The organism is Scandinavium manionii (assembly GCF_024764775.1).
In the GTDB taxonomy this organism is placed as follows: domain Bacteria; phylum Pseudomonadota; class Gammaproteobacteria; order Enterobacterales; family Enterobacteriaceae; genus Scandinavium; species Scandinavium manionii.
Map to the genome: position 1 here is coordinate 179533 of NZ_JALIGC010000038.1, position 23099 is coordinate 202631.

The 23099-nt window shown below is 56.0% G+C and carries 21 protein-coding genes and 1 pseudogene; 9 read left to right on the forward strand and 13 right to left on the reverse strand.

Annotated features, from left to right (window positions below; all coding sequences use genetic code 11):
* Nucleotides 1-10: 10 nt before the first annotated feature.
* From MUU51_RS12705 to MUU51_RS12735, 7 genes are read left to right on the forward strand one after another with little or no spacing between them, the layout of a single operon-like run.
* Nucleotides 11-1969 (forward strand): fructose-specific PTS transporter subunit EIIC, encoded by a 1959-nt coding sequence (locus MUU51_RS12705; RefSeq protein WP_258967871.1) that lies wholly within the window; start codon nucleotides 11-13, stop codon nucleotides 1967-1969.
* An 11-nt stretch (nucleotides 1970-1980) separates the two neighbouring features.
* Complete coding sequence (locus tag MUU51_RS12710) at nucleotides 1981-4677, forward strand: glycoside hydrolase family 38 N-terminal domain-containing protein (RefSeq protein ID WP_258967872.1); 2697 nt, start codon at nucleotides 1981-1983, stop codon at nucleotides 4675-4677.
* Entirely contained in the window at nucleotides 4655-6400 is a 1746-nt protein-coding gene (locus MUU51_RS12715) for a class I mannose-6-phosphate isomerase (protein ID WP_258967873.1), read from the forward strand. Before MUU51_RS12710 ends, MUU51_RS12715 begins: the two co-directional genes overlap by 23 nt.
* A 2-nt stretch (nucleotides 6401-6402) precedes the next feature.
* Nucleotides 6403-6831: a PTS sugar transporter subunit IIA gene (locus MUU51_RS12720; protein WP_258967874.1), complete on the forward strand. Its 429-nt coding sequence runs from the start codon at nucleotides 6403-6405 to the stop codon at nucleotides 6829-6831.
* Nucleotides 6832-6842: 11 nt separating this feature from the next.
* Nucleotides 6843-7337: a PTS sugar transporter subunit IIB gene (locus MUU51_RS12725; protein ID WP_159771252.1), complete on the forward strand. Its 495-nt coding sequence runs from the start codon at nucleotides 6843-6845 to the stop codon at nucleotides 7335-7337.
* A gap of 10 nt (nucleotides 7338-7347) precedes the next feature.
* On the forward strand, nucleotides 7348-8145 hold the full coding sequence (locus MUU51_RS12730; protein ID WP_258967875.1) for a PTS mannose/fructose/sorbose/N-acetylgalactosamine transporter subunit IIC: 798 nt from the start codon (nucleotides 7348-7350) through the stop codon (nucleotides 8143-8145).
* Nucleotides 8145-8960, forward strand: a complete 816-nt coding sequence (locus MUU51_RS12735) for a PTS system mannose/fructose/sorbose family transporter subunit IID (protein ID WP_258967876.1) — start codon at nucleotides 8145-8147, stop codon at nucleotides 8958-8960. Before MUU51_RS12730 ends, MUU51_RS12735 begins: the two co-directional genes overlap by 1 nt.
* A 76-nt stretch (nucleotides 8961-9036) precedes the next feature.
* Here the strand turns inward: MUU51_RS12735 and MUU51_RS12740 are convergent, their stop codons facing one another.
* The 3 genes from MUU51_RS12740 to MUU51_RS12750 form a co-directional block, all read right to left on the reverse strand.
* On the reverse strand, nucleotides 9037-9819 hold the full coding sequence (locus MUU51_RS12740; protein WP_258967877.1) for a glucose-6-phosphate isomerase family protein: 783 nt from the start codon (nucleotides 9817-9819) through the stop codon (nucleotides 9037-9039).
* Nucleotides 9812-10375 (reverse strand): glucose-6-phosphate isomerase family protein, encoded by a 564-nt coding sequence (locus tag MUU51_RS12745; protein ID WP_258967878.1) that lies wholly within the window; start codon nucleotides 10373-10375, stop codon nucleotides 9812-9814. Before MUU51_RS12745 ends, MUU51_RS12740 begins: the two co-directional genes overlap by 8 nt.
* A gap of 88 nt (nucleotides 10376-10463) precedes the next feature.
* Nucleotides 10464-11093, reverse strand: coding sequence for an alanyl-tRNA editing protein (locus MUU51_RS12750; protein ID WP_258967879.1), 630 nt, complete (start codon nucleotides 11091-11093; stop codon nucleotides 10464-10466).
* A gap of 92 nt (nucleotides 11094-11185) precedes the next feature.
* On the opposite strand from MUU51_RS12750, the gene MUU51_RS12755 reads away from it, so the two are divergent.
* Nucleotides 11186-12079 carry a LysR family transcriptional regulator gene (locus MUU51_RS12755; RefSeq protein WP_258967880.1) on the forward strand — a complete coding sequence of 298 codons (894 nt, stop codon included), beginning with the start codon at nucleotides 11186-11188 and terminating at the stop codon, nucleotides 12077-12079.
* A gap of 6 nt (nucleotides 12080-12085) precedes the next feature.
* Here MUU51_RS12755 and rihC read toward each other — a convergent pair whose 3' ends face one another.
* The 7 genes and pseudogenes from rihC to MUU51_RS12790 form a co-directional block, all read right to left on the reverse strand.
* Nucleotides 12086-13000, reverse strand: a complete 915-nt coding sequence (gene rihC, locus MUU51_RS12760) for a ribonucleoside hydrolase RihC (RefSeq protein WP_159771271.1) — start codon at nucleotides 12998-13000, stop codon at nucleotides 12086-12088.
* A 184-nt stretch (nucleotides 13001-13184) separates the two neighbouring features.
* The gene (gene ispH / locus MUU51_RS12765) at nucleotides 13185-14135 is read right to left on the reverse strand and encodes a 4-hydroxy-3-methylbut-2-enyl diphosphate reductase (RefSeq protein ID WP_133460971.1); all 951 of its coding nucleotides are present in this window, start codon (nucleotides 14133-14135) and stop codon (nucleotides 13185-13187) included.
* A 1-nt stretch (nucleotide 14136) separates the two neighbouring features.
* Entirely contained in the window at nucleotides 14137-14586 is a 450-nt protein-coding gene (fkpB, locus tag MUU51_RS12770; RefSeq protein WP_110510874.1) for an FKBP-type peptidyl-prolyl cis-trans isomerase, read from the reverse strand.
* Between the two features lie 94 nt (nucleotides 14587-14680).
* Nucleotides 14681-15181 (reverse strand): signal peptidase II, encoded by a 501-nt coding sequence (gene lspA, locus MUU51_RS12775; protein ID WP_258967881.1) that lies wholly within the window; start codon nucleotides 15179-15181, stop codon nucleotides 14681-14683.
* The gene (gene ileS, locus MUU51_RS12780) at nucleotides 15181-17997 is read right to left on the reverse strand and encodes an isoleucine--tRNA ligase (protein WP_159771281.1); all 2817 of its coding nucleotides are present in this window, start codon (nucleotides 17995-17997) and stop codon (nucleotides 15181-15183) included. Before ileS ends, lspA begins: the two co-directional genes overlap by 1 nt.
* Before the next feature lie 32 nt (nucleotides 17998-18029).
* The gene (gene ribF, locus MUU51_RS12785) at nucleotides 18030-18968 is read right to left on the reverse strand and encodes a bifunctional riboflavin kinase/FAD synthetase (RefSeq protein WP_159771284.1); all 939 of its coding nucleotides are present in this window, start codon (nucleotides 18966-18968) and stop codon (nucleotides 18030-18032) included.
* 7 nt (nucleotides 18969-18975) lie between these two features.
* A pseudogene (locus MUU51_RS12790) lies at nucleotides 18976-19178 on the reverse strand (DUF2575 domain-containing protein); the annotation flags it as partial.
* A gap of 118 nt (nucleotides 19179-19296) precedes the next feature.
* On the opposite strand from MUU51_RS12790, the gene rpsT reads away from it, so the two are divergent.
* A complete protein-coding gene (rpsT, locus tag MUU51_RS12795) occupies nucleotides 19297-19560 on the forward strand; it encodes a 30S ribosomal protein S20 (RefSeq protein ID WP_110510708.1) in 264 nt (87 codons plus the stop codon).
* Between the two features lie 69 nt (nucleotides 19561-19629).
* Here rpsT and nhaR read toward each other — a convergent pair whose 3' ends face one another.
* The 3 genes from nhaR to dnaJ form a co-directional block, all read right to left on the reverse strand.
* Nucleotides 19630-20526, reverse strand: a complete 897-nt coding sequence (nhaR, locus tag MUU51_RS12800) for a transcriptional activator NhaR (protein ID WP_110510707.1) — start codon at nucleotides 20524-20526, stop codon at nucleotides 19630-19632.
* 61 nt (nucleotides 20527-20587) lie between these two features.
* A complete protein-coding gene (gene nhaA / locus MUU51_RS12805) occupies nucleotides 20588-21763 on the reverse strand; it encodes a Na+/H+ antiporter NhaA (RefSeq protein WP_159771287.1) in 1176 nt (391 codons plus the stop codon).
* A gap of 178 nt (nucleotides 21764-21941) precedes the next feature.
* Nucleotides 21942-23081: a molecular chaperone DnaJ gene (gene dnaJ / locus MUU51_RS12810; protein ID WP_258967882.1), complete on the reverse strand. Its 1140-nt coding sequence runs from the start codon at nucleotides 23079-23081 to the stop codon at nucleotides 21942-21944.
* Nucleotides 23082-23099: the final 18 nt, after the last annotated feature.

A 23099-nucleotide genomic window follows, 5' to 3' on the forward strand; every position in this document is an offset into this window, starting at 1 on the left:
GGGGGTTTGTATGCAGCTCAGTAGCGTAACGAAGGAAAGTTTGATTCTGCTCGATAAAAATTGGCAAACCCGGGGTGAGATCATCACCGCCCTTTGCCAGCGCCTGTTTGACGAGGGCGTAGTGTCCAGTAAAGAAGACTTTAGCGAAGCGGTATGGGCGAGAGAGGCCCTCTCCGAAACGGGATTTGAACAAGGTATCGCTATTCCACACGGCAAATCATCGACGGTGAAACGCCCTGCTTTTGCCGCAGTGCGCCTGACGCAGCCCGTCGATGACTGGCCGACAATGGAGGGTGAAGATAGCGTATCGATGGTCTTTTTACTGGCCGTGCCAAACGACGATGATGAAGGCCATTTACGCCTCCTGTCCTCACTGAGCCTGGCACTGATGGATGAGCAGAACGTTGCCGCGTTACGCACCGCCCCAACGGTTAGTGCTTTTTTGGCGCAGCTCGATGCTACTGAGCCGACAGCGGAGAAAAAGATCGTCAACGATAGCGGTAAAAGCATCGTGGTGATCACCTCCTGCTCTGCCGGAATCGCTCATACCTATATGGCTGCCGAGGCGCTGGAGAAAGCCGGTGCCGCAAAAGGGATCCGCGTTTACAGCGAAAAACAGGGAGCCAGTGGAACGGAAGACCCCCTCACCGCAGAACAGATTGAACAGTCGCAGGGGGTTATTTTTGCCGCCACTCTGCCGCCGAAAGGGCGCGAGCGTTTCGCCGGAAAACCGTTCATCAGCACATCGGTCTCTGAGCCGCTGAAAGACGCAGCCGCTCTGATTGAGCGTATGCTTCATCAGCCGGACGGCATTGTCGAAAGGAGCGGTGAATCGGCTAGCCCTTCGCCGCAACGCGCTCTGTCATTTGGCGCTCGCCTTTATCAGGGCGTTTCCAGCGGCATCTCGTATATGATCCCAGTGATCGTCGCGGCAGGGCTGATGATCGGCATCGGTCAGCTTTCAGCCAGCATCATGGGTGTGACGGCGATCGGGGACACCCGTTATGCCACTGACGCCAATAGCCTTTTACAGATTTGCCACTACCTGACGCTGTACGGCAGCATGATCATGAAGTTCATGTATTCGGTGTTTGCCGCCTATATGGCCTATAGCATTGCCGACAGACCCGGCCTGGTTCCCGGTTTTATCGGCGGAGCGTTCGCGGGCGGGTTGCACTTCACGCTATGGGCGCAGCCTGGCGGCATTCCTTCCGGCTTTCTCGGGGCGCTGTTGCTCGGCATGGTTGCGGGCTTACTGGCTGACTTTCTCAATCGTCATATTCACCTGCACAAGCATCTGCAGGCGATGAAACCGATGTTGATCGTGCCCGGCCTGACGGTTCTGGCGATCTTCTTCTTCAACTTTTATTTTGTCGACCCAGTCTTTGGCGGCATTAACCATTTCTTCCAGCAGTTCATCCTTGATCACGGCCGTTCCAGCGCACTCACCCTGGCGGTCATCATCACCTCTCTGACGGCGTTTGATTTGGGTGGGCCAGTCAACAAATCGGCTGGTGCTATCGCCATAGGGCTTGCCGCTGACCATATCTTCCCGCTCACCGCCCGCGTGCTCGGGATTGTGATCCCGCCGATTGGCATCGGTCTTGCGACGGTGATTGACCGCTTTGTTGTACGCCAGCGGGTGTTTGATGAAAACCAGCGGGTGACCGGCACGACGTCGCTGATTCTGGGCTTTCTTGCCATTGGCGAAGGCGCCATTCCGTTCATGCTGAAAAATCCAGTGATCACCATCTCGATCAACATCCTGGGCGCAATCATCGGCTCGCTTATCGCCATCAGTATGGGTTCCGTTCAATGGTTCCCTCTCCCTGCTATCTGGGGCTGGCCACTGGTTCAGAATTTACCCGCTTATCTGGCCGGGATGACCACGGGGGTGTTGTTCGTGGCTTTTGCTAACGTCTTCGTTCGCTTCTATTTGCTTAGATCCGGCAGGATCACACTGAATTAACAGGAAAAGTTATGTCTCAAAAAGAGGTCTATGTGGTCCCGCATTGTCATTGGGACGCCGAATGGTATTTCACCTGTGAGGACTCACATATCCTGCTGGTCGAAAATATCGATTATCTGCTCGATCTGCTGGAAACGCGCGACGATTTTCCGAGCTACACCTTTGACGGACTGTCGATCGTGCTGGATGAGTATTTGCAGGTCCGCCCGGAAAATCGCGAGCGGCTATGCAAACTGATTCAGGCGCGTCGGCTTCTGGTCGGCCCCTGGTATACGCAGTGCGATTCACTGTTGATCCGCAGCGAATCGCTGATCCGTAATTTGCAGTGTGGGATCGGCATTGCCGAAGCGTTCGGCCACAGTATGAACATTGGCTATATGCCCGATATATTTGGTCAGCACTGCTGGCTGCCCGCGTTATATCGCGATCTTGGGATTGAGTACTGCGTCCTGCAACGCGGGATTTATACCGATCAACTGGACGGTGATCTCAATTTCTGGTGGCGGGCGCCCAATCAGGTCTCCATTGCAACCAACTACCTTTATTACGGCTACGGGCCAGGAAAATTTTTAGCTCACGACGATGACTATCTGACTCACAGGCTGTTGCCCATTCTGCAACAGCTTGCGCAAAAGAACACTCACACCGACAAATTGCTGCTGCCCTGCGGTGGCGATCAGGTCCTGCCCAATGCCTCGTTTCCACAGACCGTTGCGACACTGAATGAAATGGCGCTGCCTTACCGGTTTAAAATGGCGAGCTATGAGCGCTATATGGAGGAAGTTTGGGCTGAAAGTGAGTTCAGTCATACCCTCGAGGGCGAATTGTATGCCTGTCAGAAATCGCGTATTCACCGTACCTGCCATTCGACCCGCTACGATATTAAACGCCAGACATGGCAGACCGAGCACCTCCTGCTGGATAAACTCGAACCGCTAACGGTCATCGCCAATCAACTGGGCATTCACTGGCCGCAGCCGTTGATGGCTTCGCTTTGGAAGAAGGTCTTCTCTGCACATGCCCATAACGGCATTGAGGCGAGCAACGCGGATCCCGTTAACCACAACATTATCCAGCGCCTGATTAGCGTCGAGCGCTCGGTCTTAAGTCTGATTAATCTGTTGAAGAAAAAAATCAGCCACGGCATCGGGCTGATGACCGGGAAAAACAATCTTCTGGTGGTGTTCAATTGCGATATTCAGGCGCAAAACGGTCTGGTCAATGCGGTGGTCTTTACCCAGCAGCGTGATTTCACTCTACGGCGACAGGAGGATCCAGTAGCGCACAGTGTCATTAGCCAGCAGCGTATCAGCGGCGGGCAACGGGTTATCGTGACCGCTGGAGGAGAAAAACTGGAAGCAGTGGACGATTACTGGCGCAGTGAAATCCTGTTCCCGGTATCGGACCTCAACGGGTTGGGATATCAGACCTGGTCGGTGGAAGAAACATCTACTGGCGTTGACTCCCTCTCGCCACAGTGGAACCAGAGTATCGAGAACGACTATTACCGCCTCAGTATTGAGAATGGCAGTATCACACTGACAGATCGCCGCAGCGATACGCATTACCCCGCGTTGATACAATTCAGCGATTGCGCCGACAACGGCGATGAATTTGATTTTGCACCACTGGCAAACGACACGCCGCTCAGTTCCGGTCCGTTTCGGGTTATCGGCGCTGAAACCCACCCGCACACGGCCATCATGACGATGGAGTGCACGCTTCTGCTTCCCTCAGATATCACGCATCGGCTGGCGGGTGAACACGATCAGAGCATGATTATCCGTACCCGCCTGGAGTTGCGACAAGGCGAAAACTGGCTTCGGATCCAGCATGAACTCGACAACGCGGCCAGCGATCACCGTTTACGCATCCACCTGAAGACGCCGGTAGTTTCACCACGTTATAGCTGGGCCGATCAGGGCTTTTCCCTGGTGCGTCGAGAAACGATCAGCCGCTATACCGGGCAGTGGCGTGAAAACGGTTTTGTCGAAAAACCGGTGCCGATTTTTACGATGGAAAACGGTGTTTTCCTGCGTGATGCTGACCATTGCGTGGGCGTCATGACCAAAGGCATCAAAGAGTATGAGGTACTGCCTGACGAAGATACTCTGGCGCTGACCCTGTTTCGTAGCGTGGGACTACTGGGTAAAGACAATACCCCCTGGCGTCCGGGCCGCGCATCCGGGATCAACAACAAAGTGGTGTCGACTCCAGATGCACAAATGCAACAGACAATGTGCTTTGAATATGCCGTCTTTATTACGTCCCCGCTGTCTGATGCAGAAATATTCAGCGCCTGCGCCCGCTATCGCGAACGCTATCTGACCTATCAGGTACAGCAGTTGAATACCTTTGAAGAGCGCCTTGAGCGTTTCACCTTGCCGCTATCGACGACCCCAATCTTACCTGCTGCGGAATGGCTCTCGCTCAATAATCCGAGGATCCAGATGAGCCTGTGTAACCCGGGTAACAAGGGTGACGTCACACTCCGGCTTTTCAACCCGGGTGAGGATGACGAAACGTTCGCGCTGAACAGTCCCTATCCCCTGCACATCTGGCAAGTGTCACTGCGCGACGAAAAGATCAAACCCCTGACCGGAGAAATCACACTGAAGGCCAGTGATTATCTGACTTTAAGCATTTCTTTTACCCCAACCTCTTCCGGCCATCGCGGAGAAAAGAATGAAATCGACAACCTACGATAAACACCCTGAAGTCCCCGTTCAGGGTTACGACGAGCAGGCCTGGCAAGACTGGCCTGCATTACTTGTCGCACTTAACGCCCGACTTTCTGACACAAAAAAAACCGTGCTGGTGATCGATTGCTATCCCGGCGTGCGTCTCGACGAACTGGAGCAGGCGTTACAGACGCAGTTCGCGGGCAGCAGTTTGCTAAACGTTGAAGCGGCGCGCAAAAACCAGGAAGCGCTACACAGCTTGCTGGCCCGAAATCTGACTGACGATCGCGTTTTTGGTGTGCTTTCCTGCCATCAACTCACTGAATTTTTTGACCCGCAGCAGCTTGCCGCTATGCGTCAGCGGGTGGCAGATGCCAGCGGGCTGGTGATTGTCTACGGCCCAGGGGCTGCGCTGGTCCACAACGGCGACGTACTGGTGTATGCCGATTTGCCACGCTGGGAAATTCAGCAGCGGATGCGCAGCGGCGAACTGGGCAACTGGGGCGCGGAAAATAATGATGAAGATATTCTGCGCCGCTATAAGCGGGCCTTTTTTATCGAATGGCGGGTATTCGATCGCCATAAAACGCCTTTATTACAACGCGCCGATTTCCTGCTGGATACCACCGTGGCGGACAATCCCGCGATGGTCAGCGGCGATGCGCTCCGCGCCGGTCTGGCGCACACCGTCCAGCGCCCGTTTCGCGTCGTGCCGTTTTTTGATCCCGGCGTCTGGGGCGGTCAGTGGATGAAAAACCAGTTCGATCTCGATCCCTCGAAACCAAACTACGCCTGGTGTTTTGACTGCGTGCCCGAGGAAAACAGCCTGTTGCTACGATTTGGCGACGTGCGGATCGAGATCCCTTCTCTGGATGTGGTGCTGCTTCACCCGCGCGAATTGCTGGGCGAAAAAGTCCATGCGCGCTTTGGCGCTGAGTTTCCGATTCGCTTCGATTTTCTCGACACCATGGGCGGGCAGAACCTCAGTTTCCAGGTGCACCCACTGACCGAATATATCCAGCAGCAGTTCGGCATGCACTACACCCAGGATGAAAGTTACTACATTCTGGATGCAGAGCCAGATGCGGTGGTGTATCTCGGTACGAAAGCCGGAACCGATCCGCAGGCGATGCTGGACAATTTACATCAGGCTGCGCAAGGACAAACCGACTTTGACGACGAGCGTTTCGTCAATCAGATCCCGGCGCGCAAGCACGATCATTTCCTGATCCCGTCAGGCACCGTCCACTGTTCCGGTTCGGGCACGATGGTGCTGGAGATAAGCGCTACGCCGTATATTTTCACCTTCAAGCTCTGGGACTGGGGTCGGCTGGGAATGGACGGCCTGCCAAGACCAGTGCACCTCGAACACGGTGAAAAGGTGATCGACTGGCAGCGCGATACCCAATGGGTGCATCAACATCTGGTGAACTGCATTGAGACAATGGGCGAAGGTGACGGCTGGCGCGAGGAGCGTACCGGGCTGCACGAACGTGAATTTATTGAAACCCGCCGCCACTGGTTTACGAAATCCGTTACGCACCATACCCGGGGCGGCGTAAACGTGCTGAACCTGGTGGCCGGAGACGAAGCGCGCGTCGATAGCCCGACGGGCGCATTTGAGCCCTTCGTTATCCATTACGCCGAAACCTTTATTGTGCCCGCCGCCGTGGGTGAATACCGCATCACACCGTGGGGCAAAGGCCTCGGCCAACAGCTGGCCACCGTCAAAGCCTGGGTCAGGGGGTAAAAATGATTAACGTGATTGTCGCGTCTCATGGCCCGCTGGCGAACGCCCTGCTGGACAGCGCGACGCTGGTGTACGGCGAGTTGCCGTATATCTTTCCCGTCTCGCTCAATGAAACCGCCGGGATAGACGGTTTCAGAGACGATTTCGCCACCACCCTGGTGAAGGCCCAACACAATGCAGACGGCGTACTGGTGCTGTGCGATATGCAAAGCGGCACGCCGTGGAACGTCGCCTGCCAGCACGCCTTTTCACCCGCTATGACGCCGCCAATGGCAGTTCTGGCAGGGGTAAATTTGCCGATGCTGCTGCAAACCGACGACATCCATCTCCTGACCGACGTTCATGCCGCCGCAGCACAACTGCTGGCATTAACTCAGCCCACGCTGGTCATCGCGGTACCGGTCGCATTCACCCAATCTGATGATTTTTAACGAGGTGTTCTATGAGTCTTTCTTTCGTACGTATTGATGACCGCGTCATCCATGGGCAACTCGTCACACGCTGGGCCAAAGAGCTGCCCTGTGACGGTATCGTGGCGATTGACGATGCCGTTGCGGCCGACCCGCTGCTCTCGTCGGTAATGAAAGGTGCGGTGTCGGACACCAAAGTCTGGCTGTTTGATACCGCCACCGCCATCGAAAAGCTGCCCAAAGTCATTGCCAGCGAGAAACGGTATTTCGTGATTGGCAAATCTCCGCTCACGCTGCAGCGCATTGAGCAGGCCGGGATCAGCCTGAAAAACAGCAACGGCAAAATCAACGTCGGGCCGATGAGCGCGCGCGCCAACAGCACCACTATTGGCCCGAACCAGTCGGTGACCGCCGAGGAAGCGGCCGCGTTTGAATGGCTCTGCGCCCAAGGCCATCACGTCGAGTTTCGCCTGGTGCCCGATGCCAGCTGTTACAGCTGGCAGGACGCGCGTCAGAAACTGAAATAAGGAGCCGAAAATGATATTCGAAGCCACTCTGATTGGCCTGCTCTGTTACCTCGGCGCGCTCAGCAGCCCCTGGCTGTTCGGTCTGACCGGCGGCTGGTATCTGATTTCCCGCCCGCTGGTCTCCGGGATGCTGGTCGGCCTGATCCTCGGCGATGTGAAAACCGGGATCCTGATCGGCGTCGCGGTGCAGGCAGTGTATATCGCGATGGTCACGCCGGGCGGTTCGATGCCTGCGGACCTGAACTTTGTCGCATATCCCGCAATCGCGCTGGGGATCCTGTCCGGCAAAGGCCCGGAAGTCGCCGTCGCCCTGGCCGCCACCATCGGGATCGCGGGCACCATTTTGTTCAACACCATGATGATGCTCAATTCCTTCTGGAACCACCGGGCAGACAGCGCCCTTGAGCGCGGCGACGAACGCGGCATTTACCTCAACAGCGCCATCTGGCCCCAGGCCACAAACTTTGTGCTGCGCTTCGTACCGACGTTTATTGCCGTTTACTTTGGCGCGCAGTACATCAGCGGCTTTATGGACAGCCTGCCGGCGATTGTCATTTCCACCATGAGCGTCCTGGGCGGCATTTTACCGGCGGTGGGTATCGCTATCCTGCTGAAACAAATCATCAAAAACTACACCATGATTATCTATTTCCTCGTCGGCTTTATCTGCATCGTGTTCCTGAAACTGAACATGGTGGCGCTGGTGATTGTTGGCGCGCTGCTGGCGCTTATCCACTACAACTACAAGCCAGAAGCGCCGCAGACTGCCGCCGCGAAGCCGACTGTCGATGATGAGGATGAATTCTGATGGAAGAACGTAAACTGACCCGCACCGATCTGCGCCGCTGCTGGCGCGCGTGGATGATGCATAATCTGTCTTCAATGAGCTTCGAACGTCTGGAATCGTTCGGTTTCTGCCTGAGCATGCTGCCGGTGGCGAAAAAGCTGTACCCGGATGCCGCACAGCGCACCGAAATGCTGCGTCGTCACGCGTCGTTCTACAACACCGAGCCGCAACTGGGCGCGATCGTCAACGGCATGGCGCTGGGCCTGGAGGAGAAAAAAGCCAACGGTGAGCCAATCGACGGAGAAACCATTAACACCCTGAAGGTCGGGCTCATGGGACCGATCGCCGGGATCGGCGATTCGATGATCCCCGGCATGCTAATCCCCATTCTGCTCAGTATCGGCATGGCACTGGCCGCTGGGGGCAATATTCTTGGCCCGCTGTTTTACACCGTCGCGTGGCTGGCGATCATTCTGCCCGGATCGTGGTTCCTGTTTTTGAAGGGCTACCAGATGGGCTCCGGATCGGTTGAAATGCTGGTCAGCAGCAAATCGACTCGTCTGCGTGAAGCGCTGTCGCTGCTCGGGGTGTTTGTGATGGGCGGCGTAGCAGCGAGCTACGTTAAGCTCGGCTCAGGCCTGGAGTTCGTGACCAAAGATGGCGTGAATATACACCTGCAACAGATGCTGGACGGGATTTTCCCACAGTTGCTGCCGCTGATCGTGGTGCTCGGCACCTGGTATCTGATGGCCAAGCGCGGCGTATCACCGGTCAAAGCGATGCTCCTGTTGCTGGTACTGGCAGCGGTCGGTGTCGCGACAGGGTTGTTTGCCTGACTCGCCCGGCGGCACTGCGTTTGCCGGGCCTGGAATACTCGGCAGACCCGGTAGGCGTAGCGCCACCGGAATAATTTTATGGATGAAAGTTCTGCCACAACGCGGCGGTTTTATCCGGGCGTGAGATGAACTGGAAGCGCGCGGGGGAGTCGATAAACTGCTGATAAATGGGGGCGTCGGTAAGACCAAACTCCCGATATGCGCGTGGCGGGATCACCTGCAAGCGGGCGGAAGCATAGTGAGAATTATGCTGCCAGATAATCTGTTTATCCTGCCACAACGGATACCATGCCAGCCCCTTACGTGCCCGTACGGCGTCATATTCAAAGCCATATTCCCTGTCACACCAGGCGCCAAAGGTCAGCGGCTGCTCTGAATCGGCCGAAATCGTGGCATGTCCCCAGCCCGGCGGTACCAGCACTTTTTCGCCAGGCCCGGCAATCACCGCAAAGCAGCGCCCCGGATCGTCAGCCACATACTCCTGCATATAAATAATCGCTTTGCCCTGCCAGATTTCATACAGCTCCGGCGGCGACCAGCCGCTGTGCTGGCTGATGCGATGAATATGCCCCTGGCTGCGAACGGGTTCATCCCCTAGTTTTCCGGCCGCATAGGTAACAACGCCAAACAGCAGCATACGCTTTTTCAGCTCTTCGCGATCCTGAAGTCTGGCGACGTCCATGGCTATCGCATACACCTCTTCCGGCCCGTCGCACGTCGGATCCCGCAGCGAAGGCCGGATTTGCGCCAGGGTGCGGATCTCCGGCATCGGCCCAATGACATCGTCGCCGTAGGTAAAACCCATCGGCTGGCGCTGAATAGTCATATCCAGGCCAAAACGTCGCGCGCGGTCAGCCATTCTGCACCTCTTTCGCCATCAACTTCAGCGTGTCAGCCGTTACCCGCAGAGCAAAACCGCCGCTCAGCGCAGCGTAATCATGCCCGGCGACGCTGGGCCATACGGCCAGCGCCGACAGAATATCGCTGCCGATATTGATCAGTCGATGCGCCGTGAAACCGGCGATGTGATGCACAGAACCTGGCCGAACCTGCTCCAGCCGGGTGTGTCCTTGCTCGTCCTGCAACAGCAGCAGTCCTTCGCCACGCAGACCAAAGTAGATTTCGCCCTGCTCGCGGCGGGCGTGGAAATGACCACGGGTCATGAAGAACTCATTGCCGACGCGGCCTGGGTTGAGATGGGTCACGCCGGTATACAGTTCGCCCTCCCCCGAGGGAGTATCAAACATTTCAACGCGATAGACGGCGAGCGTAGGTTCACAGCACCGCCACGCGTCATCGTCGGCAAAGACGTTATTTAAATCACCGAGGTGAGTCGTTTTTTGGATGAGCGGCGCGTCAGAAAGAGCACCGCTTGCCCATGCCACCTGCGGCGGCATTGTTATTGAAGGATTCATCAGTTTCTCCGGCCCGAGGAGAACAACGGAATAAGATTAGCAGATTAATCGATTAACCGACTGTGAGATGGCTCACTTTGCCGCAGGATCACGCTAGGGTATAGCTGACCACCATCTGGCCTTTTTTGAGCTTCAGTTGGGTTATCACCACTTCACCGAGCGCTGACAAGCTGGCAACGTGAGTGCCGCCGCACGGATATGCAGTCTGCTCGCCGAATCCGACCTGGCGTAAGCCCTCTTCAATGGAAAGGCGCCGTGGCAGATTCTCTGATACCCAGCCGTCAATTTTTGCCTGTAATGCGCTGGCTTCCGGTAACGCGGAATTATCTCTGGCCACAAACGTAATCCGCCCTTCCCCCGGCCAGTGATGCGCTTTGACGGGCTGCCAGCCGAGCTGCTCGCCCGCCTGACCAATCATATGTCCGGCAGAATGCAGCCTGGAATGCAGTAACCGCGCCGCCGCATCCACCTCAATCGACACCTCGCCAGGCAACAGCGGCTGCGACAATAAATGTACGACGTGGTCGCCGCGCGTCATTACGCTTTCGACCGCCACGCCCGCAATCCAGCCGCTGTCTGCGGGCTGGCCGCCCCCCTGTGGATGAAACAACGTTCGGTCCAGTTCCACAGCGTAGCGCCCTTCCGCGTCGGGCTCGCAACGCAGTATTTGTGCCCGCCCTTCAGTGGCGTCGCTGGTGTAATAAAGGCGTTCTGTCATGGTTGTTCTCCTCTGGTTCTGGACAGTATATTGATATCATCTGTAACGATAATCCCATTCATTCTCAATGCACCTTTGCGCAGCAGGCACAAATGAATCTGAGCTTACTTCCCGATCTCGCGCTGTTCGTCCAGGTTGTCGACCAGGGCAGTTTTTCCGCCGTAGCCCGAAAATCCGGGGCGACGCCTTCAGCCATTAGTCGCAGCGTTTCTCGACTGGAACACGAAATTGGCAGCAAATTGCTACACCGGACAACGCGAAAACTGCGTCTGAGCGACAGCGGAAAGACAGTTTATCAACATGCGCAGCAGATGCTGGAGGCCGCTCGCCAGGCGATGGATGGCGCCAACCGTGAGCAGGCCATCGCGCAGGGAAAACTGACGCTCAGTGTGCCGAAAGCCGTCGGGCGGTTTGTGGTACATCCTCTGATGATGGAATTTTTGACGCGCTATCCGCAGGTGGACGTTTGTCTGCGACTGGAGGACAGAGTGCTGGATTTCATTGATGACGGGATTGATCTGGCGCTGCGCATTACCCATTCCCCTTCTCCCGGGCTGCACGGTAAGCTGCTGATACCGGTCACACATATCATCTGCGCAACACCCGCGTATTTACAGCAGCACGGCACACCCAAAACCCCTCAGGAACTGGCCGCGCATAGCTGTATTAGTCTCGGCGAGATGCCTGGGGACGCCCGCTGGAAATTTCGGCGTGAGGGCAAAACGGAGACCATTCGGACTCAGGGCCGCTATGCCGCCAACCATACCGCGGTGCGTCTGGACGCCGTCAAACAGCATCTGGGAATCGGCAGCCTGCCGCTGTTTACCGCCCGAGAAGCGCTGGAAAACGGGGACATTGTGCAGGTGCTGCCGGAATGGGAGTTTATCAGTCGCTATTCCGGCCAGCTATGGCTGCTGTGGTCGGGCAATAAACACATGCCCGCCAGAATGCGGGCGATGATTGATTATCTCAGCGAGAAGCTTTAGTCGTGCTTACGGTGCCAGCGCGATCACTTCAGCCACCCACTGACGGAAGCCGTCGACGTCCAGACCCAGCGCCACCTGCGCGTTTGCCGGGCGTTCGAAGCGGTTTTCGATATCGACCACCGTGGTGCCGGCAGTCCAGGTCCCCTGGGTTTCGACCGTCACAAAACACGGTTTGAGGGTGAATAATTCCGGGCGTACCAGCCAGGCGATGGCGCAGAGGTCATGCATCCGCAGGCCGCTGCCCATGCTGCCGCTGCGATAGTGGCTAAACAACGAATGCAGCATTTTCCCGGTCTGGTTCACTTCGGGCAGCGTCGCCAGATATTCCGGGGTTAACAGTGCCTGATTGGTGACATCCAGGCCGCACATCACAATCTCAATCCCGCTCTGGAACACGCGCTCTGCGGCTTCCGGGTCGATGGCAATATTGAATTCTGCATTCGGCGTGAAGTTACCGCGTCCGGCCGAACCGCCCATAATCACCAGGCGGCGGATATTGAATTTACACTCCGGATAATGCGTCAGCAGCAGAGCAATGTTGGTCAGCGGGCCAATCGCCACCAGCGTCAACGGCTCCGGGGCGCTCATCAGCGCATCACGGATAGCAATGAAAGCAGGTTTCGCCAGCGGCTGACGCTGGTGATCGACAAAGTCGTAGCCTTCCATTCCGGATTCGCCATGAACATAGGCGGCATCGCGCAGCGGGCGTAATAACGGCGTGGCTGCACCCTGGGCGACCGGCACATCAGCCTGCCAAAAATGCAGTAATTGCAGGGCATTACGCGTTGTTTTTTCTACGGAGACATTCCCGGCGACGGTGGTTATCAGCTGGAGTTTGAGTTCAGGGGCAAACAGCGCGGCGGCAATGGCGGCAGCGTCGTCGATGCCAGGGTCGGTGTCGAGAATAAAAGATAAGGGCATGATTCCTCCATAAAAAAGCCAGGTGTTAGCCTGGCATTTTTATACTCGTCATACTTCAAGCTGCATGTGCGTTGGCTTCACCGGTTCGCCCCAGTCACTTACTTTAGTAAGCTCCTGGGAATTCACAGGTTCGCCGCCTGCCTGCAACTCGAATTATTTAGAGTATATCGGCATCGAAAAAAACTTATTCCACTTCGCGGATATCGAGTCGCAGCTCTTTCGGCACTTCGAAAACGATGTTTTCTTCGCGGCCTTCAAGCGGGATGGCATCGCCGCCACCGAGTTCCTGCAGGCGTGAAATCACGTTCTGCACCAGAATATCCGGCGCAGAGGCTCCGGCGGTGACACCGACGCAGCCTGCCGTTTTCACCCACTCTTCCTGAATATCGGTGGAATCATCAATCAGGAATGCCGCTTTGCCCATACGTTGAGCCAGCTCAGCCAGACGGTTGGAGTTGGAGGAGTTTTTGGAACCCACCACCAGTACCACATCCGCGCGCTGTGCGAGGTCGCGCACCGCTTCCTGACGGTTAGTCGTCGCGTAGCAGATGTCGTCTTTACGCGGTCCGACGATTTTCGGGAAACGTTGGCGCAGGGCATCAATCACGTCAGAGGTATCGTCGACGGAGAGCGTGGTCTGGGTCATGAATGACAGACGAGTTTCGTTTTTAACGTTCAGCGTCCAGACGTCTTCCGGCGATTCGACCAAATACATGCCTCCGGCTGGGTTGCTATACTGACCCATGGTGCCTTCAACTTCCGGGTGGCCGGCGTGACCAATCAGAATCGACTCTTCGCCACGACGGCTGGCGCGGGCGACTTCCATATGTACTTTGGTCACCAGCGGACAAGTCGCGTCGAAGACCGTCAGGTCACGGCTTTTGGCTTCGTTTCGTACCGCCTGAGAAACGCCGTGCGCGGAGAAAATCAGGATCGTGCCGTCCGGCACTTCGCTGATTTGCTCGATGAAGATAGCGCCGCGCTGACGCAGGCTGTCGACCACGTAGCGGTTGTGCACCACTTCATGGCGGACGTAAATCGGCGCGCCGAAGATCTCCAGCGCGTTTTCAACAATGCTGATAGCGCGGTCTACACCGGCGCAGAAACCGCGCGGGTTGGCCAACAGGATCTGCATTTTATGCCTCCAGTGCCGGGTCTATCTCCAGCACTTCAATATCAAAATGAACGGTACGCCCCGCCAGCGGGTGGTTGAAATCGACGGTGATCGAGTCGCCGTTAACTTCACGAATAACCCCTGGCATTTCGCTGCCATCCATTGCGGTAAAGAGCATGATCGCGCCAATGTCCGGCTCGCCAGCATCTAAAAACTCACGACGCGAGAAGTACTGAACCAGGTCCGGGCTCGGCACGCCAAAGGCCGCGTCTGGCTCGAGGGAAAAGGTGGTTTTATCCCCTTCTTTCAAGCCTAGCAGATGTTGCTCCAGCCCTTCTGACAGCGAGGCATCACCCAAACGAAACAGCGCGGGTTTACCGTTGTTACGGGTGGATTCAGCCGTGGAGCCATCTTCGAGTTTCAGGGTGAAGTGCACCAGCACCGCGCTATTGCTCTGTACAGATTTAGACATGCAGATTTGCTCGCTAATGTTGCCCGGTGGTGCTGCGCTGACCGGGCCTACGGATGTCGTAGGCCGGGCAAGCGTTAGCGCCGCCGGCGATTTTTTACGCCTGTTTCTTCGCGGCCGCGTTCGGCAAAAAGCCTTCCAGCACCACCAGTGCCGCACCAATACAGATTGCGGAATCGGCAAGGTTGAAGGTCGCAAAGTGCCAGTTGCCGACGTAGAAGTCGATCATGTCGACCACGAAACCGTGCCACAACCGGTCAAACAGGTTACCCAGCGCGCCGCCGATAATCAGCGCATAGGCGATGTTATTCAGCTTCTGAGTGGCTTTCGAACGGTACATCAGTACCGCCAAAATCACACAGATACCGATGGCGATGCCAGCAAAGAACCAACGCTGCCAGCCACCTCTGTCGGCGAGGAAGCTAAACGCCGCGCCATAATTACGGGCGTAGTGCAGGTTCAACGATGGGAACAGCGAGACCGTTTCCCCCAGCATGAAATGCTGGAGGATCAGGAACTTACTGCCAAGATCGATAATCAGCACAACCACCACCAGCCACAGCCAGCGCAGTCCGCTTTTACAGAGTGATTGACTCATCAGGCAAACTTACGTTTTTCGCCGGCACCGGCGATATTGCTGACACAGCGGCCGCAGATTTCTGCGTGTTCCGCCACCTGGCCGATATCGGTGGTGTAATGCCAGCAGCGCGGGCACTTGTCACCTTCGGCTTTCTGCAACGCCACTTTCAGGCCTTTCAGCAATTCGCTCTGCTGCGCTTCGGAAGTTGCCGCAGCATAATCCGCAACGGAAGCCCCGGAGGTCAACAGGACAAATCGCAATTCATCGCCCAGCGCGGTCAGTTTCGCCGCCAGTTCTGGCTCGGCATACAGCGTGACCGCCGCTTCCAGAGAACCGCCCACTTTCTTATCAGCACGCGCCTGCTCGATGACTTTGTTCACTTCGCTGCGCACTTTCAGCAGTTCGTCCCAGAAGCCATCGTTCATCGCTTCGGTTTCCGCCAGGCCAAACAGACCGGTATACCACTCACCGGTGAAGACATACTTCTCGCGGGAGCCTGGCAGGTAGCCCCAGATTTCATCCGCGGTGAAGGACATGATAGGAGCCATCCAGCGAACCAGTGCTTCCGCGATGTGATACAGCGCGGTCTGGCAGCTGCGACGTGCAACACTGTCTGGTTTCGCGGTGTACTGACGGTCTTTGATGATGTCGAGATAGAACGAGCCCATTTCGATGGAGCAGAAGCGCATCAGGCGCTGCACCACTTCGTGGAAATCGTAAGACTCATACGCTTTCAGGATGTCTTCCTGTGCGGCCTGCGCACAGCCCACCGCCCAGCGATCCAGTACCACCATCTCTTCCGGTTTCACCATGTCTTTTACCGGATCGAAACCGTTGAGGTTCGCCAGCAAGAAGCGCGCGGTGTTACGGATACGACGATAGCTGTCGGCAGCACGTTTGAGGATCTCATCAGAGACCGCCATTTCGCCAGTATAGTCGGTGGAAGCCACCCACAGACGCAGGATATCTGCGCCCAGTTTGTTCATCACGTCCTGCGGCGATACGGTGTTACCGATCGACTTGGACATTTTGCGTCCCTGACCGTCAACGGTGAAACCGTGGGTCAGTACCTGACGGTAAGGCGCTTTGCCTTTCATCGCCGTGGAAATCATCAGCGAAGACATGAACCAACCGCGATGCTGGTCAGAACCTTCCAGATACATATCTGCCGCGTGACCGGAGAACTCCGGACGCACGTCAACCACAGACGAGTGGGTAGAACCGGAGTCGAACCATACGTCGAGCGTGTCTGGCACTTTCTCGTAGGTGTCAGCGTCGTCGCCCATGATGTCGCGTGGGTCGAGATCCCACCACGCCTGAATGCCGTCCTGCTCAACGCGTTTCGCCACGTCTTCCATCAGCTCAAGCGTGCGCGGGTGCAGTTCCTGCGTCTCTTTGTGCACGAACAGAGACATTGGCACGCCCCACGTACGCTGACGGGAGATACACCAGTCAGGACGGTTTGCGACCATTGATTCGATACGCGCCTGGCCCCAGTCCGGGATCCACTGCACGTCTTTGATCTCTTTCAGCGACTGCTCACGCAAGCCTTTCTGATCCATGCTGATGAACCACTGTGGGGTCGCACGGAAGATGATCGGCGTTTTGTGACGCCAGCAGCACGGATAGCTGTGAACCAGCTTCTCAACGTGCAAAAGCGCGCCGCTTTCACGCAGCATGTTGACGATAACGTCGTTAGCTTTGAAAACGTTCACACCGTCCAGGGTCGGATAAGTACCCGCCACATACGCGCCATCCGGTCCAACCGGGTTGGCGATTTCCAGACCGTATTTCTGGCTGATGGTGTAGTCGTCAGGACCGTGGCCACCGGCGGTGTGTACCGCACCGGTACCCGCATCCAGGGTAACGTGATCGCCCAAGATGGCCGGCACGTCGAAATCGAGGAATGGATGCTTGAAGCGCATCAGTTCCAGCTCATCCCCCTTCACGGTGCCAAGCACGGTGAAGTCGGTGATGTTCGCGCGTTTCAGCACGCTTTCAACCAGATCTTTCGCCAGGATAATTGCCTGACCTTCTACCTGCACCAGCGCATATTCAAACTCTGCTGACAGAGAGATGGCGCGGTTAGCGGGCAGGGTCCACGGCGTGGTGGTCCATATAACCAGAGAAATTGGGCCATTAACGGAAGCCACGCCAAATTTCGCCTTCACCGCATCCTCGGAGACGGCGTTGAACGCCACGTCGATGGATGGAGAGGTTTTGTCGTAGTATTCCACTTCCGCTTCAGCCAGCGCAGAACGGCAGTCTACGCACCAGTGCACAGGCTTCGCGCCTTTATGCAGGTGGCCGTTGCCGATGATTTTACCCAGCGCACGGATGATGTTGGCTTCGGTGTTGAAGTCCATGGTCAGGTACGGACGAGACCAGTCGCCCAGCACGCCCAGACGGATGAAGTCTTCACGCTGCCCATTAACCTGAGTGGCCGCATATTCACGGCATTTCGCGCGGAATTCTGCCGCGGTGAATTTCTCACCTGGCTTACCGAATTCCTGCTCAACTTTCAGTTCGATTGGCAGACCGTGGCAGTCCCAACCCGGTACGTACGGCGAGTCAAAGCCCGTCAGGCCTTTAGACTTAACGATAATGTCTTTCAGAATCTTGTTGACGGAGTGACCAATATGAATGCTGCCATTCGCATAGGGAGGGCCATCATGCAGAATGAACGTCTTTTTGCCTTTTTTCGCTGCACGGATGACACCGTAAAGGTCATCATCGGTCCAACGGGCCAGCATTCCCGGTTCGCGTTTGGCGAGGTCGCCACGCATCGGGAACCCTGTTTCCGGCAAATTCAGGGTTGATTTATAGTCACTCATCAGATTCTCGTTTCCGTCTATTTACGTTGGCATTACGCCGGGTTTGATAGCCCGAACAACTCGCGAGCCGTTAATTCATCACGCGCGATTTGCGCTTTTAATTCGTCCAGCGATGAAAATCGCTGCTCGTCGCGTATTTTTTTACGCAGTATGACGTCTATATGGCGACCATAAAGGTCCATTACAACGTCTAGCAGATGTACTTCCAGCTGCTGGCGCACGCCAGCCACCGTTGGGCGGGTGCCGATATTGGCCACGCCGGGTAATAGCTTATCGCCCAGCCCCGCCACTTCCACCGCATATACCCCTTTAACCGGGGAAACCTGACGACGCAGCGGTATATTCGCCGTCGGGAAACCAATGGTGCGCCCCAGTTCATCACCGTGAACCACGCGCCCAGAAATGCTGAAAGGATGGCCCAGCAGCGTTTGTGCAAGCTCGAGGTCATCCTCAGCCAGTGCCTGACGCACCGCGGTGCTGCTGATGCGCAGGCCGCCTTCACAAAACGTTTGGGTGCTGGTGACGTCGAAACCGAATTCCGCGCCAGCCTTCTGTAATAACAAGAAATCCCCTTCGCGACCAGCGCCGAAGCGGAAATCATCACCGACCGCCAGATACCGTACGCCCAGGCGTTTCACCAGCAGCTCGCTGATAAATTCCTGCGCCGTCAGGGCCGCGAAACGGCGGTCAAAGCGGACGCAAAGAACGTAGTCCACGCCGCTTTCGGCCAGATAACGGACCTTATCGCGCAAACGCGTCAGACGCGCCGGGGCTTTATCCGTCGCGAAAAGCTCCAGCGGCTGCGGCTCAAAAATCACCACCACAACTGGCAGGCCGCGCTCGCGCCCTTCTGCACGCAAACGCTCTAATAGCGCCTGATGCCCACGGTGCACGCCGTCGAAATTGCCAATGGTTAACACGCACCCATGCGGTGCCTGACCTTGATTATGTATGCCGCGTATCAGCTTCATGTCTGGCTCAATACAGTGAAAATCGTGAAAGTATACCTTGTCGAGCAGGCGACGTTAACCGGCGATTGCACCTCGTTTACGAAAGATGCAACGATTTCATCCACCTTGATATAAACACCACTCAAATCTGGCGTCACTGGCGATTTTTATCGCAGAAAGGCTGTATTCGGTGGGCGCAAGCTGGTAGAATCCTGCGCCATCACTACGTAACCAAGCGTTGTATTACTAACGGCGCTTATTTGCACAAATCCATTGACAAAAGAAGGCTAAGAGGGCATATTCCTCGGCCTTTGAATTGTCTATATAGATCATATTTGGGAGTTGGACCTTGGCTAATATCAAATCAGCTAAGAAGCGCGCCGTTCAGTCTGAAAAGGCCCGCAAGCACAACGCTAGCCGTCGTTCTATGATGCGTACTTTCATCAAGAAAGTATACGCAGCTGTAGAAGCAGGCGATAAAGCTGCTGCACAGAAAGCATTTAACGAAATGCAACCAATCGTGGACCGTCAGGCTGCTAAAGGTCTGATCCACAAAAACAAAGCTGCGCGTCATAAAGCCAACCTGGCTGCGCAGATCAGCAAACTGGCTTAATCGCCCGCTCGCTGAGTCTTTGTTGAAGAAAAACCCGCCTCGGCGGGTTTTTTTATATCTGCGTTTTGCCTAACGCGGCAGTTCAAACAGCGCAGAGTAGTCACGATTGCAGATTCGCTGCACCGCCGGGTGTTGGATCATGCGTTCGGCAAAGATCGCGTGATACTCCTCCATGACGTTTTCCACTCGCCCGATTTCAACGATGTTGTCATCGGCATATAAATCGTGCGCGTAGAGCGTCGGGGCGACGAAAATCGCGTTATGTGCCGCACCAAAGGCTTTCATCAGCGCCGCGTCGTCAAACTCTCCCAGCACTTCCACTTTCAGCCCCTGGGTGTTAATCCAGTTCAGCAGCTTGCGTCCGAGCATCGAACGACGCCCTGGGATCAACAACCGACGTTCCTCCAGACAAGCCGGGAACGGTTTTTCCGGCAGCGGATTCATACACCAGAAGCTGACGCTGCATTCGCCGATTTTTACCGAGAACAGCCCTTCCTGCTGCGTCGAATCAATCGGGCAATCGGAAATAATCATGTCCAGCTTGTGCTGACTGAGCTGCTCCAGCAGCATCTCGTGCGTCGATTCATAGCAGCGCAGGTGAATTTGCTCATCCTCTACCACCGCCGCGTCCAGCACGCCGCTGACCAGCCGTTTCGACAGCGCATCCGCCACGCCGACGTCGAACAACAGGTTCGACTCTTTGCGGTAGTTGATGATGTCGAGCATCTCCTGACTCAGGGTAAACATTTTATCCGCGTAGCGAAAAACCAGTTCGCCCAGTTCGCTCGGCTCAAGTCCCCTGCCCTTACGTTTAAACAGTTTGCCCTGCAAACGCTCTTCCAGCGCTTTAATCTGACCAGTGATAGTCTGCGGCGTCAGATACAGCGCTTCCGCGGCGCCCACGACCGAGCCTTCTTTGTAGACGTGCCAGAAGTAGTAGAGGTGGTTGTAGTTAATGTGCGACACGTTTTCGCTCCCTGATGGATGTCAAAAAGAGAGCCACTCAGGGCTCTCTTGTGATGTGATGTCAGACCTGGGCCTGCTCCGAGGATGTGCGCATTCTGAGTAAGCCATAGCCGACCACCGCCGACAGCACCGAACCAATCAGAATGCCGAGCTTCGCCCAGTTAATCAGCGCAGGGTCAACGTCCCCGAAAGCCAGCGAGGCAATGAATATCGACATGGTAAAACCGATACCGCACAGCACCCCGACTGCCATAATCTGCTTGAAAGTGGTGCCCGCAGGCAGCGTCGCCCATTTCATTTTCAGCGCCAGCCAACAGAACAGGCTAATACCCAACGGCTTACCAATAAACAGACCGGCAATAATGCCCAGCGGCAGCAGTGAAGTCAGACCTTCAATCGTCACGCCTTGCAGCGAAACACCGGCGTTGGCAAATGCAAACAATGGCAGGATCAGGTACGCGACCCACGGATGCAGCACATGCTCAAGCTGCACCGCCGGAGATTTGCCATTCTGCTCTTTCAGCGGAATGAAGAAACCGACAATTACGCCCGCCAGTGTGGCATGCACACCCGATTTCAATACCGCCGTCCACAGGATGACCCCGACCAGGATATAAATCCCGGTACGACGTACGCCCGTCAGGTTGAGAATAGCCAACGCCACAATGGCCGCCGCAGCGACGCCCAGTGACAGTAGCGACAGGTCGCTGGTATAAAACAGCGCGATAATGACGATAGCGCCCAGGTCATCAATGATCGCCAGCGCCATCAGGAAAATTTTCAGCGACGCCGGAACACGGCTACCGAGCAACGCCAGCACGCCGAGCGCAAAGGCTATATCAGTCGCAGCCGGAATCGCCCAGCCTTCGCGCGTAATCGGGTCCTGGAAGTTAAAGGCCAGGTACACCAGCGCCGGGACCACCATGCCGCCCAGGGCCGCAATCACCGGGAAAATCGCCTCTCGACGGCTAGCCAGCGAGCCAACAATCAACTCACGTTTGACCTCTAGTCCGATGAGCAGGAAGAACACCGCCATCAGCGCGTCGTTAATCCACAGCAGCATGTTCTTGTTGATTTCCAGCGCGCCCACTTTGAGCTGCACCGGTGTTTCCAGAAAAGAATGATACAGACCGCTGGTCGAACCCATGTTCGCCAACAGCATCGCCAGCGCGGCGGCGATGATCAAGATGATGCCCCCTGAAGCCTCATTGCTAAAAAAACGCTGAAGATGTTTCACTTTTACTCTCTCTTTTCCGTTAATACATCGATAAAACCATAATAACCACCAGGATGGCTCGTTAAAAACAGATTATCACTGCAATTTAGATCGGCATTATCGAAGTATAATGCCAGGATTAAAAAAAGCCCGGGTTGTTGAGACCCGGGCTTTAGGTTTAATGATGAGGCCAGAAGAATTATCGGGTCAAATCATCAAAGAATTTTTTCACGCCGTCGAAGAAGCTTTTGGAGCGCGGGCTGTTTTGCTCACCCGTTGGGCCACCAAAACTATCCTGCAGATCTTTCAGCAGCTGCTTCTGTTTTTCGTTCAGGCTGACCGGTGTTTCTACCACTACGCGGCACAGCAAGTCGCCCTGAGCGCCACCGCGAACGGACTTCACGCCTTTACCGCGCATACGGAACAGCTTGCCAGTCTGGGTTTCGCCAGGCACTTTCAGGTTCACACGACCGTCGAGGGTCGGAACTTCGATTTCACCGCCGAGCGCAGCCATCGCAAAGTTGATCGGCACTTCGCAGTACAGGTTATTTCCTTCGCGCTCGAAGATTGGGTGCTGTTTCACCTGCACCTGAACGTACAGATCGCCTGCTGGTGCACCGTGCTCACCCGCTTCACCTTCGCCTGTCAGACGAATACGGTCACCGGTATCGACGCCCGCCGGGATTTTAACCGACAGGGTTTTGGTCTTCTCAACGCGACCGTGACCGTGACAGCTGTTGCACGGATCTTTAATCAGTGTGCCGCGGCCCTGACAGTGCGGACAGGTCTGCTGCACGGCAAAGAAGCCCTGACGCATTTGCACCTGGCCCTGACCATGACAGGTCGGACAGGTCTGCGGTTTGGAACCGGATTTCGCGCCGCTGCCGTGGCAAACTTCACACTCTTCCAGCGTCGGAATGCGGATCTCTTTCGTCACGCCGCGAACGGCTTCTTCCAGCGTCAGATCCATGTTGTAGCGCAGGTCTGAACCACGGGATGCACGTTGGCGACCACGGCTTCCACCGAAGATATCACCAAATACATCGCCGAAGATGTCGCCGAAGTCTGCCCCGCCGCCGCCAAAGCCGCCGCCACCGAATCCACCGCCGCCCTGTTCAAAGGCTGCATGACCGTACTGATCGTACGCCGAGCGCTTCTGCGCGTCGGTCAGGATCTCATACGCTTCTTTGATTTCTTTGAATTTGGCTTCGGCTTCTTTGTCACCCTGATTACGGTCCGGGTGAAACTTCATCGCCAGGCGTTTGTAAGCCTTTTTGATTTCACGCTCTTCCGATGTTTTGGAAACGCCTAAAACCTCGTAATAGTCTCTCTTCGCCATTTCTGTTTTTCTGCCCTT

What these genes read in the sequence shown, in the direction of transcription:
- rihC (WP_159771271.1), bottom strand. Translation starts at nt 13,000, where the DNA reads ATGCCCTTATCTTTTATTCTCGACACCGACCCTGGCATCGACGACGCT.
- MUU51_RS12740 (WP_258967877.1), bottom strand. Translation starts at nt 9,819, where the DNA reads ATGGCTGACCGCGCGCGACGTTTTGGCCTGGATATGACTATTCAGCGC.
- dnaJ (WP_258967882.1), bottom strand. Translation starts at nt 23,081, where the DNA reads ATGGCGAAGAGAGACTATTACGAGGTTTTAGGCGTTTCCAAAACATCG.
- MUU51_RS12715 (WP_258967873.1), top strand. Translation starts at nt 4,655, where the DNA reads ATGAAATCGACAACCTACGATAAACACCCTGAAGTCCCCGTTCAGGGT.
- MUU51_RS12735 (WP_258967876.1), top strand. Translation starts at nt 8,145, where the DNA reads ATGGAAGAACGTAAACTGACCCGCACCGATCTGCGCCGCTGCTGGCGC.
- ileS (WP_159771281.1), bottom strand. Translation starts at nt 17,997, where the DNA reads ATGAGTGACTATAAATCAACCCTGAATTTGCCGGAAACAGGGTTCCCG.
- MUU51_RS12730 (WP_258967875.1), top strand. Translation starts at nt 7,348, where the DNA reads ATGATATTCGAAGCCACTCTGATTGGCCTGCTCTGTTACCTCGGCGCG.
- MUU51_RS12705 (WP_258967871.1), top strand. Translation starts at nt 11, where the DNA reads ATGCAGCTCAGTAGCGTAACGAAGGAAAGTTTGATTCTGCTCGATAAA.
- MUU51_RS12720 (WP_258967874.1), top strand. Translation starts at nt 6,403, where the DNA reads ATGATTAACGTGATTGTCGCGTCTCATGGCCCGCTGGCGAACGCCCTG.
- MUU51_RS12725 (WP_159771252.1), top strand. Translation starts at nt 6,843, where the DNA reads ATGAGTCTTTCTTTCGTACGTATTGATGACCGCGTCATCCATGGGCAA.
- fkpB (WP_110510874.1), bottom strand. Translation starts at nt 14,586, where the DNA reads ATGTCTAAATCTGTACAGAGCAATAGCGCGGTGCTGGTGCACTTCACC.
- ribF (WP_159771284.1), bottom strand. Translation starts at nt 18,968, where the DNA reads ATGAAGCTGATACGCGGCATACATAATCAAGGTCAGGCACCGCATGGG.
- MUU51_RS12710 (WP_258967872.1), top strand. Translation starts at nt 1,981, where the DNA reads ATGTCTCAAAAAGAGGTCTATGTGGTCCCGCATTGTCATTGGGACGCC.
- MUU51_RS12755 (WP_258967880.1), top strand. Translation starts at nt 11,186, where the DNA reads ATGAATCTGAGCTTACTTCCCGATCTCGCGCTGTTCGTCCAGGTTGTC.
- ispH (WP_133460971.1), bottom strand. Translation starts at nt 14,135, where the DNA reads ATGCAGATCCTGTTGGCCAACCCGCGCGGTTTCTGCGCCGGTGTAGAC.
- MUU51_RS12750 (WP_258967879.1), bottom strand. Translation starts at nt 11,093, where the DNA reads ATGACAGAACGCCTTTATTACACCAGCGACGCCACTGAAGGGCGGGCA.
- lspA (WP_258967881.1), bottom strand. Translation starts at nt 15,181, where the DNA reads ATGAGTCAATCACTCTGTAAAAGCGGACTGCGCTGGCTGTGGCTGGTG.
- MUU51_RS12745 (WP_258967878.1), bottom strand. Translation starts at nt 10,375, where the DNA reads ATGAATCCTTCAATAACAATGCCGCCGCAGGTGGCATGGGCAAGCGGT.